The 19,198-nt window shown below is 54.5% G+C and carries 20 protein-coding genes; 2 read left to right on the forward strand and 18 right to left on the reverse strand.

Features of this window, described 5'->3' with window-relative positions; all coding sequences use genetic code 11:
* Positions 1–25: 25 nt before the first annotated feature.
* Positions 26–1,816 carry an acyl-CoA dehydrogenase C-terminal domain-containing protein gene (locus tag IXC47_RS02055; RefSeq protein ID WP_195874545.1) on the reverse strand — a complete coding sequence of 597 codons (1,791 nt, stop codon included), beginning with the start codon at positions 1,814–1,816 and terminating at the stop codon, positions 26–28.
* Positions 1,817–1,906: 90 nt separating this feature from the next.
* Positions 1,907–2,287 (reverse strand): RNA-binding S4 domain-containing protein, encoded by a 381-nt coding sequence (locus IXC47_RS02060; protein ID WP_175624903.1) that lies wholly within the window; start codon positions 2,285–2,287, stop codon positions 1,907–1,909.
* A gap of 213 nt (positions 2,288–2,500) precedes the next feature.
* Between IXC47_RS02060 and IXC47_RS02065 the strand changes: the two genes are divergently transcribed.
* Together IXC47_RS02065 and IXC47_RS02070 are read left to right on the forward strand one after the other, a co-directional pair.
* Positions 2,501–3,076 carry a sigma-70 family RNA polymerase sigma factor gene (locus IXC47_RS02065; RefSeq protein WP_175624902.1) on the forward strand — a complete coding sequence of 192 codons (576 nt, stop codon included), beginning with the start codon at positions 2,501–2,503 and terminating at the stop codon, positions 3,074–3,076.
* Entirely contained in the window at positions 3,073–3,807 is a 735-nt protein-coding gene (locus IXC47_RS02070) for an anti-sigma factor (RefSeq protein WP_175624901.1), read from the forward strand. Before IXC47_RS02065 ends, IXC47_RS02070 begins: the two co-directional genes overlap by 4 nt.
* 54 nt (positions 3,808–3,861) lie before the next feature.
* Here the strand turns inward: IXC47_RS02070 and IXC47_RS02075 are convergent, their stop codons facing one another.
* From IXC47_RS02075 to IXC47_RS02150, 16 genes are all read right to left on the reverse strand, one after another.
* Positions 3,862–5,256 (reverse strand): MFS transporter, encoded by a 1,395-nt coding sequence (locus IXC47_RS02075; RefSeq protein WP_195874546.1) that lies wholly within the window; start codon positions 5,254–5,256, stop codon positions 3,862–3,864.
* A gap of 191 nt (positions 5,257–5,447) precedes the next feature.
* Positions 5,448–6,614: a cardiolipin synthase ClsB gene (gene clsB, locus IXC47_RS02080; protein ID WP_175624899.1), complete on the reverse strand. Its 1,167-nt coding sequence runs from the start codon at positions 6,612–6,614 to the stop codon at positions 5,448–5,450.
* A gap of 138 nt (positions 6,615–6,752) precedes the next feature.
* Positions 6,753–7,547, reverse strand: coding sequence for an endonuclease/exonuclease/phosphatase family protein (locus IXC47_RS02085; protein WP_195874547.1), 795 nt, complete (start codon positions 7,545–7,547; stop codon positions 6,753–6,755).
* Positions 7,548–7,616: 69 nt separating this feature from the next.
* Positions 7,617–8,117 carry a dihydroneopterin triphosphate diphosphatase gene (gene nudB / locus IXC47_RS02090; RefSeq protein ID WP_195874548.1) on the reverse strand — a complete coding sequence of 167 codons (501 nt, stop codon included), beginning with the start codon at positions 8,115–8,117 and terminating at the stop codon, positions 7,617–7,619.
* A gap of 91 nt (positions 8,118–8,208) precedes the next feature.
* A complete protein-coding gene (gene aspS, locus IXC47_RS02095) occupies positions 8,209–10,014 on the reverse strand; it encodes an aspartate--tRNA ligase (RefSeq protein WP_195874549.1) in 1,806 nt (601 codons plus the stop codon).
* A 51-nt stretch (positions 10,015–10,065) separates the two neighbouring features.
* Positions 10,066–10,713, reverse strand: coding sequence for a DUF502 domain-containing protein (locus IXC47_RS02100; protein ID WP_175624895.1), 648 nt, complete (start codon positions 10,711–10,713; stop codon positions 10,066–10,068).
* 50 nt (positions 10,714–10,763) lie between these two features.
* Positions 10,764–11,078 carry an FmdB family zinc ribbon protein gene (locus tag IXC47_RS02105; RefSeq protein ID WP_175624894.1) on the reverse strand — a complete coding sequence of 105 codons (315 nt, stop codon included), beginning with the start codon at positions 11,076–11,078 and terminating at the stop codon, positions 10,764–10,766.
* A 106-nt stretch (positions 11,079–11,184) separates the two neighbouring features.
* Entirely contained in the window at positions 11,185–11,469 is a 285-nt protein-coding gene (locus IXC47_RS02110; protein WP_175624893.1) for a putative quinol monooxygenase, read from the reverse strand.
* Positions 11,470–11,481: 12 nt separating this feature from the next.
* The gene (locus IXC47_RS02115) at positions 11,482–12,543 is read right to left on the reverse strand and encodes an ABC transporter substrate-binding protein (RefSeq protein ID WP_175624892.1); all 1,062 of its coding nucleotides are present in this window, start codon (positions 12,541–12,543) and stop codon (positions 11,482–11,484) included.
* A gap of 30 nt (positions 12,544–12,573) precedes the next feature.
* On the reverse strand, positions 12,574–13,353 hold the full coding sequence (locus tag IXC47_RS02120; protein WP_175624891.1) for an ABC transporter permease: 780 nt from the start codon (positions 13,351–13,353) through the stop codon (positions 12,574–12,576).
* Positions 13,346–14,269 (reverse strand): ABC transporter permease, encoded by a 924-nt coding sequence (locus IXC47_RS02125; protein WP_175624890.1) that lies wholly within the window; start codon positions 14,267–14,269, stop codon positions 13,346–13,348. Before IXC47_RS02125 ends, IXC47_RS02120 begins: the two co-directional genes overlap by 8 nt.
* Positions 14,262–15,362 carry an ABC transporter ATP-binding protein gene (locus tag IXC47_RS02130; protein ID WP_175624889.1) on the reverse strand — a complete coding sequence of 367 codons (1,101 nt, stop codon included), beginning with the start codon at positions 15,360–15,362 and terminating at the stop codon, positions 14,262–14,264. Before IXC47_RS02130 ends, IXC47_RS02125 begins: the two co-directional genes overlap by 8 nt.
* A gap of 159 nt (positions 15,363–15,521) precedes the next feature.
* Positions 15,522–15,938 carry a PH domain-containing protein gene (locus tag IXC47_RS02135; protein ID WP_175624888.1) on the reverse strand — a complete coding sequence of 139 codons (417 nt, stop codon included), beginning with the start codon at positions 15,936–15,938 and terminating at the stop codon, positions 15,522–15,524.
* 31 nt (positions 15,939–15,969) lie between these two features.
* The gene (gene ubiB / locus IXC47_RS02140) at positions 15,970–17,535 is read right to left on the reverse strand and encodes a ubiquinone biosynthesis regulatory protein kinase UbiB (RefSeq protein ID WP_195874550.1); all 1,566 of its coding nucleotides are present in this window, start codon (positions 17,533–17,535) and stop codon (positions 15,970–15,972) included.
* Complete coding sequence (locus IXC47_RS02145) at positions 17,532–18,122, reverse strand: ubiquinone biosynthesis accessory factor UbiJ (RefSeq protein ID WP_175624886.1); 591 nt, start codon at positions 18,120–18,122, stop codon at positions 17,532–17,534. Before IXC47_RS02145 ends, ubiB begins: the two co-directional genes overlap by 4 nt.
* 145 nt (positions 18,123–18,267) lie before the next feature.
* A complete protein-coding gene (locus IXC47_RS02150) occupies positions 18,268–19,191 on the reverse strand; it encodes a Tim44 domain-containing protein (RefSeq protein ID WP_195874551.1) in 924 nt (307 codons plus the stop codon).
* Positions 19,192–19,198 lie beyond the last annotated feature (7 nt).

A 19,198-nucleotide genomic window follows, 5' to 3' on the forward strand; every position in this document is an offset into this window, starting at 1 on the left:
CTATCGTAACGAGCTGGCCTGAAGTTCAAAACAATTCGGCATCCAGTGCCATCAGACTGGCCGAACCGGCGCGTGCCTGGCGTATCAGCATCGCGGTTTCCGGCAACAGGCGTGCAAAGTAGAAGCGCGCGGTCGCCAGCTTGGATTTATAGAATGGATCGCTGTCATCCTGTTTGGCCAATGCGATCTTTGCCATTTGCGCAAAGAAGTAGGCATAGACCAAATGACCGGCCACGCGCAGATAAGGTACAGCAGCCGCGCCGACCTCATCCGGATTCTGGAAAGCTTTCATACCGATTTCCATCGTCAACTTGGTGACCTTGTCTGCGAGGTCAGCCAATGGTGTGATGAATTCCGACATCGCTTCATCGGTGCCGTTTTCTTCGATGAAGGCTTGTATCTTGGCGCCGAATTTACGCAGCTTGGCACCGTTATCCAGCAGGATTTTACGGCCCAGCAAGTCCAGCGACTGGATGGTGTTGGTGCCTTCATAAATCATATTGATGCGCGAGTCGCGCACGTATTGCTCCATGCCCCATTCGGAGATGAAGCCGTGACCACCATAGACTTGCATCGCTTCCGAAGTCGAGATCCAGCCATTGTCGGTGAGGAAGGCTTTGATGATAGGTGTCAACAATGCGACTTCATCCACCGCTTCGGCGCGCACTGCCTCATCCGGATGATTCAATTCCTTGTCGATTTGCAGCGCAACGTAGGAGCTGAACGCACGACCACCTTCGGCATAGGCCTTGGCCGTCAGCAGCATACGACGTACGTCGGGATGCACGATGATGGGATCAGCCGGTTTGTCGGTTGCCTTGGGACCGGACAGGCTGCGCATTTGCAGGCGGTCTTTTGCGTAGACCAGGGCATTCTGATACGCCACTTCGGTCAGGCCCAGCGATTGCATGCCGACGCCGAGACGTGCTGCATTCATCATCACGAACATCGCGTTCAAGCCTTTGTTCGGTTCGCCTATCAGCCAGCCGGTAGCGCCATCGATATTCATCTGGCAGGTCGCATTGCCGTGTATGCCCATTTTCTCTTCCAGTGCACCGCAGAAGATAGGATTGCGTACGCCCAGCTTGCCATCGGCATCCGGCAGGAATTTAGGCACGATGAACAGCGAGATACCTTTGGTACCCTCCGGTGCATCCGGCAAGCGAGCCAGCACCAGATGCAGGATGTTGGCAGCCATATCGTGCTCGCCAGCGGAAATGAAGATTTTGCTGCCGGTGATTTTGTACGAGCCGTCTGCCTGTGGCTCGGCTTTCGAGCGCAACAGCCCGAGATCGGTACCGCACTGCGCTTCAGTCAAACACATGGTTCCGGTCCACTCTCCGGACACCAGCTTCGGCAGGTACAGCGCTTTTTGCTGTTCGGTACCATGCGCATACAGGCACTCGTAAGCACCGTGCGACAAACCCGGATACATGGTCCAGGCCTGGTTCGACGAATTCAGCATTTCATAAAAAGAGTTTTGCAACACCATAGGCAAACCCTGGCCGCCGTATTCCGGATCGCAGGTCAGCGATGGCCAGCCCGCTGCCACGTATTGCTCGTAGGCGGCCTTGAAACCTTTGGGTGGGGTGACTTCGTGTGTGGTGCTGTCCAGTTTGCAACCTTCACGGTCGCCGCTATGGTTCAGCGGGAACAGGACTTCAGAGGTGAATTTGCCGCCTTCTTCCAGCACCTGGTTGATGATGTCGGCGTCGATCTCAGCATGCTTGGGTAAAACCTTCAATTCATCTGCAACATGTAGTAATTCGTGCAGTACAAATTGCATATCGCGTAACGGTGCAATGTATTGACCCATAAACGTCTCCTCGCGGCTGATTTACTGATTTATTAAATTGCTAGTTGAATACTAGCGCATGACAGCGACTTTGACGCGCTGCACACTATCTTATTGACTGGTTTTATCCAGCAAGCGGCGATCGCGCTTGGTCGGCCTGCCCTTGATACCCAGGCCGGGCTCCTTGAAGAACTTGCGCTGATCCGCTTCGTGCTGCCGCTGGATAAGGCTTAGTTCGGTTTCCGTGTAAAGCTTCTGCGCCATTTCAGCCGAACCTCGCACATCGGATAAAGCCTGCACGACGACTTCCCACTCGGTCGAGCCATTATCTATCTGCAGCACATCACCACATTTGACCGTACGAGCCGGCTTGGTTCGCTCCTGCTCCAGTTTCACTTTGCCCCTGTCAACGGCATCGGTCGCCAGCGTCCGGGTTTTGAAGAACCGGGCCGCCCATAACCACTTATCCAAACGCACATTCTCAGTCGCCATCGTGCTTCCGTACTCGTTTGTCAGTAAAACCCCATTGTAGCCAGCTATGAAAAAGAAGTGGCGCGAGCCTCAATGGACGGCGCAGATTGTTAAAAAAAGCATATTTTTTGTGTGTAGCATGAGGTAACCTGCGCATTGCAAGAATAAAAAATACGGTACAGCAATGTTATCAATCAAGCACTTACGCCGACCTACTTCGAAACGGACTGAAAATTGACAACTGATACCCGCCAACTCAAAACCTGGCTCGCCGCCACCGCCCGCAAGGATGGCGACGCCTTCCGCCAACTCTACGATGCAACTTCTTCGAAACTGTTTGGCTTCGCGCTACGTATATTAGTTAAGCGCGAACTGGCGGAAGAAGTCTTACAGGAAAGTTTTGTCAGCATCTGGAACAACGCAGCCAGCTACCAAGCTGGTCTGGCTGCTCCGATGACCTGGATGACCACCATAGTGCGTAACAAGGCATTCGATACCTTGCGCCGAATCGATGGCGCAGTGGAAATCGATGCCGATCACTTTGACAAGGAAGTCATGGACGCATTGGAAAGTGTAGATCCGACCCCGATCGAAGCATTGCAGATCTCGGACGAATCCAAGGCTTTGGCACGCTGCTTTGCCAAGCTGGAAAGCCTGCACCGGCAAGCCATAGCACTGGCTTTTTACCATGACCTCTCGCATAGCGAAGTCGCCGAACAATTGGCACTGCCGATAGGCACCGTCAAAACCTGGGTACGACGCGGGCTGGAAAAGCTGCGCCTGTGCCTGACTAAACTGGAGGGCGTATGACCATACGGCAAAACGTCCGACAAAATGCAACCTTAAGGGAAATGCTGGCCGCCGAATACGCACTCGGCACCCTCAAGGGAGGCGCACGTCGACGCCTGGAATCGTGGCTGGAAGATGATGCAGCACTCCGTTTTGCGATCAGCGAATGGCAGGACAGATTGAACCCAATGTCCGAGTTCGCAACGCCGGAGCAACCGTCGCCGGAAGTATGGCGCGCCATTTCGAAACAGATAGGCTTGAAGAAAGCGGAACAGCAAAGCCGTAAATCCTTCTGGCTAGGCCTGCGCGAAGACCTGAGTTTCTGGCGTGGCCTGGGCATGACCTCGACTGCTTTGGCTACTGTGCTGATCGCCATCCTGCTGACACGTCAACCGGAAGTCGCCGTGCCGCCAGCACCTATGTTTGTGGCCACACTGACCAACGAACAGGCGCAACCTATCGCACTGGTAACCGGCGATGCGCATAATCACAAAATGGTCATCAAGGTGGTGACACGCCAGGCTGTGGCTGAAGACAAGAGTCTGGAATTGTGGGCCGTACCGAAAGACGGTGCGCCACGTTCACTCGGCCTGATCGCCGCCGATGGTACGGTGACCTTGCCTATGCCTGCGGGATCTACGCCTGACTCGATTCCTTTGTTGGCCGTCACGCTGGAACCGAAAGGTGGCTCACCGAATCCGAATGGTCCGACCGGACCTATCGTCTTCAAAGGCGCATGGCTGCACATCTAAGTCAGACAGCTTAGTGATATAAAAAAAGCGGGCCTCGGAATGAGACCCGCTTTTTTATTTGGGTTGCTGCACAAACAAACGCATGAAGCTCGCAATACTGGCGATCGCTGCAAACACTGCGCCCAGAGCCAGTGCCAGCGTTTCACCGTGTTGCGTCGAGATGATGAAACAGAAGGCGACCAGGGCTGCGCCGGATGCCTGTCCCAGCAAGCGCGAAGTCGCGACCACACCGCTGGCACTGCCGCCACGCTCCGGTGGTGCGCTACTCATGATGGCGCGCAAATTAGGTGCCTGGAAAAAGCCGAAGCCTATGCCGCATATCGCCATGCGCCAGCAAATGCCGAACACGGACACATCAGGCGACATCAATATCAGCGACACCATGCCCGCCGACAGCACCGACAAACCGATACCACCCAGCAAACCTGGCGGATAGTGATCACTCAGGCGTCCTGCTATCGGCGCCATGATGCCGACCAATACGGCCCACGGCGTAATCAGGAAGCCGGTTTCTATCGCCGAACGACCAAGCACGGATTCAAAGTAAAACGGCAGTGAAACAAAGGCCAGGCTTTGCGTCGCAAACGTGCAGACAGCCGTCAACGCAGACAAAGTGAAGAGCGGACGGCGAAACAAATCCACCGGCAACATAGGCGCAGCATGCCCTTTTTGTCGGCGTAACAGAAGGATGAAGAAAACCAGCGCGCCGAATAATTCCAGCGCCACAGTTTTGGCATCGCTGAGATGCGCGCCTTCACCGATGGCGAGGATGAGCAAACCGAAAGCACCGGCGTTATAGATGGCAGTCAACGCATCGAATTTATGCGTGGCACGACGGGTATGCGGCAAGACCTTGCGCGCCAGGAAGTAGGCAAACAACCCCAGCGGCACATTGACCGCGAACAGCCAGGGCCATGACCACACCGACAGGATCAGCGAAGCGGTGGTCGGGCCGACCGCAAAGGCCACTGCCACCACCAGTGCATTGGTACCCAGGCCGCGCCCCAGCATGCGCGCCGGATAGATGGAGCGCAGCAAGGCAGTATTCACACCCATGATGGCGCTGGCTCCGACACCCTGAAAGAAACGCGCAATCACCAGCGTCGGCAGCGACCAGGCATAGGCACAAGCCAGCGAAGCAGCGGTAAAGAGCAACAAGCCAAAAATCGCAATGCGGCGATAACCGAGTATCTCTCCCAGCGCAGCAAACGGTAACAGGGTTGCCACCATCGCCAGCTGGTAAATATTCACGATCCAGACCGAATCAGCGGGAGTCGCGTTCAACTGCAAGGCCATAGCCGGTAAGGCGGTATTTGCAATCGCCGTGTCCAGCGAAGCCATGCCGACACCGATCGCGACTGAAACGATGGCCCAACGCCGCTCGTGCTCCGGCAAGCCGTCCTGTTCTGTCATCCCCTGCTGCGCTGTTGCACTACTCTGCGTGGACATATCGCTCTAACCCATTAATCGGCAGTCTAAAGAATAGTGGCGCCGACTACATTGATCATATATCCAATGTATATCAGCGCCACGTTACAGAGCGTAGTTTAAATCTATTTTGAAATGTACGTCGGCGAGGGCCTGAAATCTACTATCTATAGACGGCAGTCTTCCGAAGTGATGATGGTGACAAGCGATCACTACTCGTTAGACTTACCCCAGGTCATGACACGCATCATGTTTTTATAGATGAAGTAGGAGAAGCGATAAAAGATGCGTTTGTAGAGCGGGATGTTGGCGTACTCTTCCCAGTTCATCACCACGCCATCGGCGATACCCTGCTCTATTTGTGCCCGCAGTTTTTGCGCGAACTCGGTATCGAGCACCACCACATTCGCTTCCTGGTTCAGGAACAGGCTGAAGCCATCGCAATTACTGGAACCAACGGTGGCCCAGGTGTCATCAATCACGGCGACCTTGCCATGCAAATGGGTCTTGCGATATTCAACTATCTTGACGCCTGCCTTCAGCAAGCCGCGATAAAAGGAACGCGCCACCACATCCTGGAAACGATAGTGACCTATGCCCAGCAACAAGGTCACATCGACTCCGCGCCGCGCCGCCTGCGCCAGGCCGTTGCGCAAGCGGCGCCCGGGTGCAAAATAAGGATTGGCCAGCAAGGCAGTGTGGCGCGCGCTACCGAGTGCCTTCAGGTAGGCGGTTTGTATCGTGCGCCTATGCCGCAAGTTATCGCGCATCACCAGCCCCGCCACCATGGGCTCGCGCGCATCACTCGGTTTATTCTGGCGCAGCTCCCTGAACGTCGCCCAGCGCGTGCGCCAGCTCAGGCTACCCAGGCGCGCCCAATGCACAGCCACTTCCCAATGGATGGTCGCTACCAGCGGCCCAGTCACGCGCACGGCAAAATCCCAGCGCGGTGCAGGCAAGGCTATATGCACGTCACCATCGTCATGCATGTCATCGACGATATTCAGGCCGCCAAGAAAGGCTTCGATACGATCAACCACGCACACCTTGCGATGCATGCGGGCGATGCCGCGTATGAAGAGTGGATTAAAGCTGCGATGCTCGACACCATGCTTCTGGAATTCCCGATGCAACAAGGCCGATTCCTTGTTGCCGGTACCCAGCCAGTCGGTCAGCACATTCACTATCACGCCGCGTTGCGCAGCACGTATCAAGGCTTCCTTGATCAGATTCGCCGTGACATCATCAGCAAAGATATACGTCTCAAGATAGATTTCCTGCGTCGCATTGTCAAAGGCCTGGATCAATGCAGGAAAGTATTCACCGCCACAATGCAGGAGCTGGATGTCGTTATTGCCGGTGAAACTGACTGAACGCATAAGCAGGAATGCCTTGCAATGAATGGTGAGTCGGAATGCTGACTAAAGTAAGGCAGGAATACACAGGCCGTCCCTTGCCAGCTGTTTTATAAGCGCATAACCGCATGCGCCGCCGCTCTGTCGGCGGCCAACCAGATGCTATTTCAGGCGCAGGGTAGCAACCAAAGGTGCGTGATCAGACAGCTTGGACCAGATCGCTCCATGCAAGACTTCCGCTGATTCTACTTTGAAACCGCGTACATAAATCCGGTCCAGCCTTAAAAAGGGCATGGCGGCCGGGAAAGTACGTGCTGGCTGTATCTTGGGACCGCGCCCGGCCAGTTGCCGGATATAGGTACCAAAGCCGCGTTTGACGAGGTTTTCATCATAGACCTCGTTCACACCGAGGCGCGCACGCAACTCTTCGCTCAGGTCATTACTCCAGTCATTGAAGTCACCGGCGATGATGAGGGGCTCACCCGGCTTGGCCGAGTTGGTCACCGCTTCTATCAATGCTTCCGTTTGGCGCTTACGGCTACCGGCAAACAAACCCAGGTGAATCACGAAGCAATGTACTTCGGCTTCCGGCGCCCGCACGACGCAGTGCAGGATGCCACGTGACTCATAGCGATGATCGGAGATGTTTTGATTGCGCGACGACAGGATGGGATAGCAGCTCAACAGCGCATTACCATGATGACCGTGGTCATAAACTGCATTCATGCCATACGCACATTCATGCGAATCGCCAGCGAGAAAATCCTGCTGCGATAACTCGGGCCAATCAGTCGCGTGTTTGAGGGCGTGCAAATCATGCCGCCCCTGCACTTCCTGCAGGAATAACACGTCGGACTTCATCGAATTAATTGCTTGCTTGAGTGCGTGTATGCGCGGGCGACTGCCGAAGGAGGAGACGCCCTTGTGTATGTTGTACGTCGTGATACGTAATTGCATGCTGTTGTATGGCCTAAGTCTTAAACGTAAGTTAAAAACCAAAATCCATCAGATGAAAATATATCCGCTTCAAATCTTCATGTGCGTGGGAAGTTGCAATATCGCTTCGGCATTCGACGAAGAGAAACACCTGTCAGCAGCCTCCCGATGCGGCAACCAAATAAAATTCAGATGCTCGCGCGGTGCCAGCACTATCGGTATCTCACGCGGCACCAGCAAACCGAATACATGCTCGGTATTTTGAGTCACACCTGGTGCATAGCGATGACGCCACACAGGATAGATTTCATAAACGTTGGAAAGTTGCCAGTCTTGTAGATTTTCCAGGGCAACAGCTGAAAACTCCGATGCTGCGGGCACCGGCGTCGATAAATTCTGTACAACAATACCGGTTTCCTCTGCCACTTCTCTGACAGCGGTTTCCAGCAAGAGTTCGTTCTCAACATCCTTGGAACCAGTCACCGATTGCCAGAATCCCGGGCGGTCAGCGCGCTCTATAAGCAAGACTTCCATCTCGGCGGTATGGATGACGACCAGTACTGATTCGGGAATTTTGTATTGCGCAGTCATTACAGATCACCAGACGGCAAACGAAGAAGGATAAAAAGATGCAAAAAAGGCGCGGAATCCCGCGCCTTTTTATTATGCCGTAAAAACGTGATTACGCTTTGACTGCAGGTTCCACATTGCGCAGACGGATGTGCAATTCGCGCAATTGCTTCTCGTCCACTTCCGACGGCGCTTGTGTCAACAAACATTGCGCACGCTGGGTTTTCGGGAAAGCGATCACGTCACGGATCGATTCTGCACCGGTCATCATGGTGACGATACGATCCAGGCCAAATGCCAGACCACCATGCGGTGGCGCACCGTATTGCAATGCATCCAGCAGGAAGCCGAATTTCAATTGCGCTTCTTCTGCACCGATCTTCAATGCACGGAATACTTTGCTTTGTACGTCAGCACGGTGGATACGGACCGAACCGCCGCCCAGTTCCCAACCGTTGAGGACCATATCGTAGGCTTTCGCGATACATTTGCCCGGATCGGTTTCCATCAAATCTTCGTGACCATCTTTTGGCGCGGTGAACGGATGATGGGTCGCCGACCAGCGTTGGTTTTCTTCGTCGAACTCGAACATCGGGAAATCGACCACCCACAATGGACGCCATTCGTCGTCGAACAAACCGCTCTTCTTGCCGAAATCGCTGTGACCGACTTTGACACGCAATGCGCCAATCGCATCGTTGACCACTTTAGCTTTGTCAGCGCCGAAGAAAATCAGATCGCCGTCTTGTGCGCCAGTTACTTCGATGATTTTTGCCAATGCTTCGTCGTGGATATTTTTGACGATAGGCGATTGCAGACCGTCACGGCCTTTCGCTTTTTCATTGACCTTGATGTAAGCCAGGCCTTTCGCGCCGTAGATCGCAACGAATTGGGTGTAAGCATCGATCTCGGAACGCGGCATCGCGCCGCCGCCTGGAACGCGCAGACCGACTACGCGGCCGCCTTCCATATTGGCTGCACCGGAGAACACTTTGAATTCAACATCTTTCATGATGTCGGTCAGGTCGGTGAATGCCAGCTTGACGCGCATGTCCGGTTTATCGGAACCATACAGGCCCATCGCGGTGGCGTAATCCATGACCGGGAATGGGTTAGGCAGGTCGACGTTGAGTGCGTTTTTGAAGACCAGACGGATCATGTTTTCAAACAGGTCACGGATTTCCTGTTCATTCATGAACGATGTTTCGCAATCGATCTGGGTAAATTCTGGCTGGCGATCAGCACGCAAATCTTCATCGCGGAAGCATTTGGTGATTTGATAGTAACGGTCGAAGTTGGCAACCATCAGCAATTGTTTGAACAACTGCGGCGATTGCGGCAACGCGAAGAAGTGACCAGCGTTAACACGGGATGGCACCAGGTAATCGCGTGCGCCTTCCGGAGTCGACTTGGTCAGCATCGGTGTTTCGATGTCGATAAAGCCTTGTGCGTCGAGGAATTTACGCACTTCCATCGTGACCTTGTAACGCAGGCGCAGGTTGTTTTGCATTTGCGGGCGACGCAGGTCCAGCACGCGATGCGTCAGGCGTGTGGTTTCCGACAGGTTGTCGTCGTCCAGCTGGAACGGTGGCGTAACCGACGCGTTCAATACTTCCAGTTCGTGCGCCAGTACTTCGATCTTGCCTGAAGTCAGGTTGGCGTTGCTGGTACCTTCAGGACGGCTGCGTACTACGCCGGTGATGCGCAGGCAGAATTCATTACGGACCGCTTCTGCTGCCTTGAAGACATCGACGCGATCAGGATCGCATACCACCTGCACCAGACCTTCCCGATCGCGCAAGTCGATGAAGATCACGCCGCCGTGGTCACGACGACGATGTACCCAGCCGCACAGGCTGACGGTTTGGTCGAGCAGCGCTTCAGAGGTAAGGCCGCAGTAATGAGTTCGCATAGACATAGTGAATTTCCAGTTTCAGGTGATGCAATCGCTGTAGTACGCGATCGTTAATTATTGTGGTGTATCGTTCGCTTGCGTTTGATTCGGATCAACGATGAGTTTCTTTTCCTGGTGCTCCGGCGTCACGACGCCCATGGAGACGATGTATTTCAACGCTTCATCGACACTCATATCGAGTTCTACCGTATCTGCGCGCGGAATCATCAGGAAGAAACCCGAAGTCGGGTTAGGCGTGGTCGGCACATATACGCTGACATAGTCGCCCACCAGATGATTACGCACGTCACCACCCGGCGCACCGGTCAGGAACGCGATGGTCCAGGCTCCCTTGCGCGGGTACTCGATCAACAGCGCTTTGCGGAATGCATTACCGGACGAAGAAAACAGCGTATCCGAGACTTGTTTGACGCTGGAGTAAATCGTGTTGAATACAGGGATGCGATGCAGGATGGATTCCCACAAGGCGACAACACGATTACCGATGAAGTTACGGGTCGCGAGACCGGTCAGGAAGATGACCAGCAAGGTCAGTATCGTACCGAGGCCAGGTATCGCAAAACCAAACAGGGCTTCCGGCCGCCAGCGCGCAGGCAGCAAGAGCAGCGACTGATCCATCGTACCAACGATCAGGTTCAACACCCACAAAGTAATTGCGAGCGGAACCAGGATCAATAAACCGGTAACAAAATATTTACGCATGATTTTCTACCGTAAGTAAGCTGCCGCTGCGATGCGGCACGCCGAAATTATCAGGACTCCGAACTGCCTGTTGCGGCACTTGCCGCAGGTGCTGCAGCCGGGGCTGCTGGTGTTGCTGCACTATCCGCCTTGGGGGCATCCGCCGCTGTAGACGAAACCGCAGGCGCAGTCGTACCACCCTGGCCACCACGGAAATCCGTTACATACCAGCCGGTACCCTTGAGCTGGAAACCAGCCGCAGTCAGTTGCTTTTTGAAGGTCGCCTTGCCGCAAGTCGGGCAATCGGTCAGCACTGGATCAGATATCTTTTGCAATACATCTTTGGCAAAACCACACGCTTCGCAGCGATACGCATAAATCGGCATGAAAAAATTCCCGCAAAAATCATCCAAAACCCTGAATTATAAAGGTTTTCTGCCCCGTTTTACCGGGGACTTGTAACTCAAGTGCCGCCACTGGCCTCACTTCAGCCTAAAAAGCATCCATCAGCAGGAAAGTTCCGGGCTGGCGCTGGCAGGCATCGATCAATGGAACCAGGCGACGGAAGTGTTCAGTCTGGCAATGGGCATCCAAAGCTTGTCGATCTGGCCACTCTTCTATGAAGACAAAATGGCCGGGATCCTTTTGATCGGTGTATAGATGGTAGGAAATACAATCTTTTTCAAGACGTGTTTTGGCGACCAATTCTTCGTACCACGGACGCACCGTCTCTATATGTTCCGGCCGGATGAAATCCTGCGCGATGACTTTCAGCATGTTGGCAGCAATTTAGCGGACACGGATTTCTGTCCAGACACGATTGAGCGCACGACGTTGTTTGCTATTCAAATCTTTCAGCATTTCCAGCTTGGCGCTTTCAGCCTTGTCGGGGAAGATTTCCCGGTTCCCGGCAATTTCCGGATTGATGAACGGCAGCGCGGCCTTGTTCGGATTGCCGGTACCCAGCATATTGGTCAATTCCGCCGAATTTTTGCCGTCCAGTACCAGATTGATGAATAGATGAGCGAGGTCAGGCCGCGGCGCATCTTTAGGGATCACCAGGCTATCGAGCGACATCGCTGCACCTTCCTTCGGCAAGGCGTGGCGGATACGGAATTTACGTCCGGCACTCTGCGCATCCAGGTCCGCCTGGAAGATGTCACTGGAATAACCGTGCACCAGCCAGATATCCCCTACCGTCAAACCTTTGATATAGCTGGTGCCATTGAAGGCCGCCCAATACGGCTTGGCTTTCAGGATCATGTTCTTGGCTTCTTCCCAATGCTTTTCATCGGTGTCATTGATGGAATAACCGAGGTATTTCAATGCTGCCGCCATCAATTCATTGGCTGAATCAAGCACGGTGACCTTGCCCTTGATCTTGGCCAGGATGGCAGGATCAAAAATCGCCGCCCAGCTATCCACCTTGATACCCAGCTCTTTCATCTTCTGCTCGTTATAACCGAGCATGGTGATGGTGTACGCATAAGGCACCGAGTACTGGTTACCTTTGTCGAATTCGGTATTCAGGTATTGCGGATTGAGGTTCTTGAGATTCGGCAGCTTGCTCTTGTCCAGCGGCTGCAATGCCCCCTGACGAATCAGCGACTGCAGCGCATTACCGGTCGGCACGATGAGGTCATAGCCCTTGGCACCGGCCGCCAGCTTCGCCAGCATCTCTTCATTGTCGCCATAGTAGCTTTGCACCAGCTGGCATTTACACGCCGTTTCAAAACGGCGTACCGTCTCATCCGAGATGTAATTGTTCCAGTTATACAGATGGAGCTTGCCTTGCGCCTGTGCTGATATGGCAACGAGAGCAAGCAGCAGGGTCGTGACTATTTTTTTCATGGCGGTCCCGGGTAAAAATCAGGAGCAGAATCAGGAGCGGAATGCGCTCGGCGACAACTTGGAAGCAATCACGATCAGGAACAAGGTCAAAGCCATCAACAGGGTGGAAACCGCATTCACTTCCGGCGTCACTGCGATCTTGATCATCGAATAGATTTGCAGTGGCAAGGTCGAGGTATTCGCACCCGCGGTAAAGAAGGTAATCACAAAATCGTCGATAGACAGCGTGAAGGCCATCAACGCCCCCGCCAGCACACCCGGCATGATCAATGGCAAAGTCACACGGCGGAAGGCCTGCAACGGCGTCGCACCACAATCGCGCGCCGCTTCGGTCAGGCTCTCATCCATACCACTCAGGCGCGAACGCACGACGATGGCGACAAAGCCCATGCTGAAAGCAATATGCGCCAGCGTCACCGACAACATACCCAGTGTCAGATTCAGCATGACGAAGAAAATCAGCAAGGACACACCAACCAGGATTTCAGGTATCGCGATCGGCGTCAGCACCAGCACCTGCAATACACGACTCTTGTAACGATGCAGCGCAAAACCCGCCATCGTGCCCAAGGCGGTCGATACCAGACTGGAAACCAGCGCAATGATCAGCGAGTTGCCTGCTGCCTGCAGCATCTCCTTATTGGCAAACAGGGTGCGATACCAGTCCAGCGTAAATCCGACCCACTCCGCATTCAGGCGCGAATCGTTAAACGAATAGACCACCACGATCGCCAGCGGTACGTACAGGAAAGCATAGACCAACACCACCGCCAGGGTCAGCCCTATCGAATGAGGACGCGTCTTATGCATGCTTCCTCCGTGGGCGTGCCAGCAATGCGGCCAGGCCAGCCGCTGCCAACGCTGCCAGTGTCAGCATGATGGACAGCACGCTGCCGAAGGGCCAGTCGCGCGACTCGAGGAATTGCTGCTTGATGACATTACCTATCATCAGGCCGCCGGTACCACCCAGAATGTCGGACACCGCAAAGATACCCAGCGCAGGAATAAACACCAGCGCCGCACCGGCATACACACCCGGCAAGGAAAGCGGGAAAGTCACGCGCCAGAAGATCTGCCACTTGCCTGCACCCAGGTCTTGCGCCGCATCCAGCAAGGCCGGATCGTGCTTCTCCAGATTCGCATACAGCGGCAAGACCATAAACGGCAAATGCACATACACCAGGCCGACGATCACAGCGAAGCCGCTATACAGCAGTGTCACAGGCTCGAAACCAAATACGTCCAGCACCGCGTTCAGGCCACGCGTGATCAGTGATTGCGGACCCAACAAAATCATCCACGCATAAATGCGGATCAGGAAGTTACTCCAGAACGGCAGGATGACCAGCAAGATCAGCAGGTTGCGCCATTTTTGCGGGCTGCGCGCAATCAGCAGCGCGACCGGATACGCCATCACCAGACAAGCCAGCGTGGTCACGATCGCATATAAAAACGACTTCAGGAAAACCCAGGTATAGATAAAACTGGTGAAGAACGGCTCAAAGTTTTCCAGTGTCAGATTGAGTGCGCCGCCTGCATCGAACAGTGGCGCCAGGCCACCGTAATCGCCAGGGAAGCGGAACGATGCAAACACCATGATCAGTGTCGGCACCGCAAAGAAGAAAATCAGGTACAGCAGCGGCGGCCCGCTGATCAACCAGCGCGCCAGACCACCCTTGCCGCTCACCGGCTTGCTGCTTGCAGGTGTAACCACTGCGTCAGACATGGTCCACTTCCGGCAGGAAATGCCCGGCATCGACACGCCAGGCTACGTCCACCGCATCGCCGACTTCAAAGAAGCGCGGACGACCGATGGCCGAATTCGCCAGCATGGTTTCTATGCGCACGCCGCCTTCAGTTTCGACGATGTAGACAGTCACGCCACCCATATACAGCAACTCTTTGACGTAACCATCAAAGTGGTTCTCGTCCGCCACGCCCCGCACTATTTCGGCGCTGACCTGCGTCTTTTCGGGGCGCAGGGCTATCGTCCCTTTGCTGCCAACTGTCACGCCTGGCGAGGTAAAGGCCTTAACCTCACCCATGCCCGGCACATCCAGCCACATCATGTCGCCATTGATCCTGGTCACGACACCATCAAACAGATTACAGGTACCGATAAAGTCAGCCACGAAGCGGCTGCGCGGGTAGCTATAAATACGGGTAGGTTCATCCAGCTGCTCGACCTGGCCTTTATTCATCACCGCAATCCGGTGCGACAAAGCCAGCGCTTCGGCCTGGTCATGCGTGACGTAGATAAAGGTAATGCCGACTTCTTTTTGCAGGTTGATCAATTCAATCTGCATCTGTTCGCGCAACTGTGCATCGAGTGCCGACAAGGGTTCATCCAGCAACAGCAATTTAGGATGTGTCACCAGTGCCCGTGCAATCGACACCCGTTGACGTTGTCCGCCAGACAGCTCATGCGGATAACGCGCAGCGAAACCGGTGAGGCGCACGTCTTCCAGCGCTTCTTCGACTTTTTTCTGGATCTCGGCTTTAGGGGTATTTGCCATTTCCAGCGGGAAGGCAATATTGCCGCCCACCGTCATATGTGGGAACAAAGCGTAGTTCTGGAATACGGTACGCACCGGACGCTGTTCAGGCGGCACGCCGGTCAGGTCGACACCATCCAGCAGGATTTGCCCTGCATCAGGCACATCGAAGCCTGCGATCATGCGCAAGAGTGTCGTCTTACCGCAGCCCGAAGGTCCGAGCAAAGTAAAGAACTCACCCGCCTCTATCGAGAGACTGATGTTGTCGACTACGGTGTTGTCGCCGAAGCGACGAATGAGATTGCGAATTTCGAGGAGCGCCATCTTGTCCTGGGCCGGGGCTGCAAGGGATAGATACAAAAACCGGGGCAATTGTAGCAAATAGCGCGCCTGATTTCTCAAAAATGGCGCATCAGAACCAGGACTGTCGCGGCTGACGGCTCGGCGGGGGAAAACCAGCCCAACTGGACAGCGGAGCCGGACTCAGGCGATGGCGCGACGGGCTGCTTCGATATCCTGCAGAAACCTCTCTTTATCGCGCGGGGAAATCAGCAACATCCGACCTTTACCGTAATCGATACGCAAGCGGTCCAGCGACAGCGCCGGACTGGAAAGTGGATTGTTGCTGGGCGTGATGCTTTTGATATCAGCCAGAGGTACGACCCATTTGAATGGGCCACTTTGCGCCAACAGATGTGTAGCCTGCAAAGTGTAGCGGGTAGAAAACAGCAGCCACAGTGGCAGGCCGACGCCGACTACTGCGATCAGTACTGCCACCCCGGTAGCGCCGGTGGTACCTGCGGCCATCGTCTGCACGGCCGAATACAAGGCTGCCAGCGCGGCGAAGGCGAGTACGACGAACAACCAGACATCAACTTTGGAACGATAGATCGTAGGCATTACTGCCCCCTGTAAATATGTTTTTACTGCTTTATCCACCTATAAAGGTAAAAAACACCAGCGTCAAAATCCCGCCAGCAACCAGGCCGCCACCGAAGTAGACCGCGACGCCGAGCAAGAGATTAGTGCGCTTCTGTTCTTCCAGCAAGCGTCTGATCAGTTCCGTATTGTCATGCTGCGGCTGCGAAGCCTGGGTCAAAGCCTGATGCGCCAAGCGCGGCAATTGCGGCAGCAGCTTGCTGTAACGCGGTGCTTCAGCTTTCAGGTTTTCCCACAGGCCGCGCCAGCCGACTTGCTCGTTCATCCAGTTTTCCAGATAAGGCTTAGCGGTTTTCCACAAATCCAGTTCCGGATCGAGCTGACGTCCGAGCCCCTCAACGTTGAGCAAAGTCTTTTGCAACAGCACCAGTTGCGGCTGCACTTCGACATTGAAACGACGTGAAGTCTGGAACAGCCGCAGCAAGACCTGACCAAATGAAATCTCACTCAAGGGCCGGTCAAAAATAGGTTCGCAGCATGCACGCACTGCCGATTCCAGTTCGTCGACACGCGTGTCTTTCGGGGCCCAGCCTGATTCAATATGTGCTTCCGCGACGCGCTTATAGTCACGACGGAAGAAGGCAAGGAAGTTTTGCGACAGGTAATCCTTGTCGAAGTCGTTCAGCGTACCGACGATGCCGAAGTCCAATGCGATATAGCTGCCGAACGTCGCAGGCTCGACCGATACCTGGATATTTCCAGGATGCATATCGGCATGGAAGAAACCATCGCGGAAGACTTGCGTAAAGAAAATTTCCACGCCATCACGAGAAAGCTCCTTCAGGTCGACACCAGCCGCTATCAGTCTGTCGGTCTGCGAGATCGGGATACCAACCATGCGTTCCATCACGATTACCGAAGTCGAGCAGTAATCCCAGAACATTTCCGGCACGACCAGTAAAGTAGAGTTAGCAAAGTTGCGACGCAACTGACTGCCATTGGCCGCTTCGCGCATGAGGTCGAGTTCGTCGTGCAGGTATTTATCGAATTCGGCGACCACTTCTTTAGGTTTCAGGCGTTTGCCGTCTGCCCACATACGCTCTACCAGGCCAGCCAGTATGTGCATGAGCGCGACGTCTTCATCGATGGATTTCTTGATGCCTGGGCGCAGGACTTTGATAGCGACATCCTTGCCGCTTTTCAGGCGACCGAAGTGTACTTGCGCGATGGATGCGGATGCGACCGGCACCGGATCAAATTCGGCAAACAGGACATCAGGATGTGCGCCCAATGACTTAATGATTTGTGCAATTGCCAGTTCGGACGAGAACGGCGGTACGCGATCCTGCAGGCGCGCCAGCTCATCAGCAATATCGATAGGCATCAGGTCGCGACGGGTCGACAGCACCTGGCCGAATTTAACGAAGATAGGACCGAGGTCTTCCAGTGCGCGACGCAAACGGATCGCACGTGGTGCGGACAAGTCGCGCCAGAACATGACTTGATTGATGAATTTGGCAGTACGTGGAATCGCCAGGCCGGAGATGGCTATTTCATCGAGTCCGTAACGCAGGGCGACACGGATGATTTTCAAGACGCGAAGAAATTTCAATATCATTGCTTACTGCCCTTCAGCTTTTCGATCCGCTTCGCGAGTCGTGCCACATCATCACGCAATTTAGTCACTTCTGCGGTAAAGCCGGTGACTGCCTGCGGACGGATTAATAGGGGATTTTCTTCCAGAAAGTATTCGGCGATGTTTTCTGTGACGGACTGATGCAACGCTTTGGCCGTGTTCACAGCAGTATGCACGCCTGACACGATGCGGGTAGCGGCAATATCGCCCACTACCTTGCTCAGGTCATCTTCCGCTTCCCAGCGCAAGGACTGGCTCAGTTGCGAGATGGTGTTGGCAAAATCAGCATCGCCTTCGATTTTGACGTATGAAAACGCACGTTCCCGATTCTGCATGATCAGCGGCAAATCGGATGGCTGCATGCGTATCGTCACAGTCGGTATATCGTCCGCTGCGGCCGTCTCCACCATGCCATCGGCGCTGACTTTCAGGCGCACTGCCAGTACACCGCCGTCCAGCACTGCCACCTTGCCGGCATGCGGCATCAACTTGGCACGGGCCCACGCTTCCTGCGCAAGCAGGTGGTTAATCGCGGCAGGGAATATGTGGGCAGGAGAAAGAGATGTCATCGTCAAAAAAACAAAGCCGCCAGTGAACCATTCACGGGCGGCTTCAAGTTTAGCAGTTTGCTGCGTGGCGTCGCTAACTATCTACATGGCAAGTCGGAACTGACTGACAACCGGATAGCGCAATTCCCTGCTTTTGTTACGTTAATTACTGCGGTAATTGCTGAATACCAGCCAATACCCAACCGCCATTGCCAGTAACTGGCTTGGACAGGTTCCATGCTTCGGTGAATGGCTCGGTCGGAGCGTAATCAGCTTCACGGATCAGACCGCTGAACTTGATGCTGGCGATGTAATCATTGCCAACGGTCTCTACACCGTAGAACTCTGCATCCAGGGTCACAACGTCCGTCACGTTCGCAGTTGCACCGCGTTCCTGCAATTGCAATTTCAGTTCTGCAAACATTTCCGGCGTGGTGAATTCACGGATATCGTTGATATCAGCTTTATCCCATGCAGCTTGCAGGCGGATGAAGTAGGTTTTTGCATTGCGGATGAACGACTCAACATCGAAATCGGCAGGCAAATCATTAGCCGCGCCGTATGCAGCACCGGATGCCATAGGCGCTGCCGATTGCAGGGCCGAAGGCTGGTTCTGATTCAGGCCCGAACCGATATCAGGTGTGCTGTTCTTGGCCGAGTAACCGTTCGCGAACGAAGGTTGCGCGCCGTTGCCAGCGTTTTTGCCTTTGATCATGCGGTAGATGAACATCGCTGCGAATGCGAACAGGGCCACCATCAGGATGGTGCTGATCATGCTGGCCAATGCGCCGCCGATACCCAGGTGCGACAACAGTGCGCCCAGACCCAGGCCGAGCAATGCGCCGCCGAGGATGTTTTTCATCATGCTAGGTTTAGCCGCTGCAGCAGCACCTGCGCCAGCCGCAGCAGGTGCTGCTGCAGGTTTGGAAGCGCTGCTTGCCGACGAAGATTGAGCCGGAGCCGGACGCTGGAAGCTTTGCGATTGCTTACCAAAAGAACCGCCGCCACCCATACGCTTGGCTTCCGCTTCTACAGCGATGAAGGTCATCGAACTGACCATCACTGCGATTGCCAAAAGTAATTTCTTCATAATGCTC

This window comes from Herminiimonas contaminans, from assembly GCF_015645465.1.
In the GTDB taxonomy this organism is placed as follows: domain Bacteria; phylum Pseudomonadota; class Gammaproteobacteria; order Burkholderiales; family Burkholderiaceae_D; genus Oxalicibacterium; species Oxalicibacterium contaminans.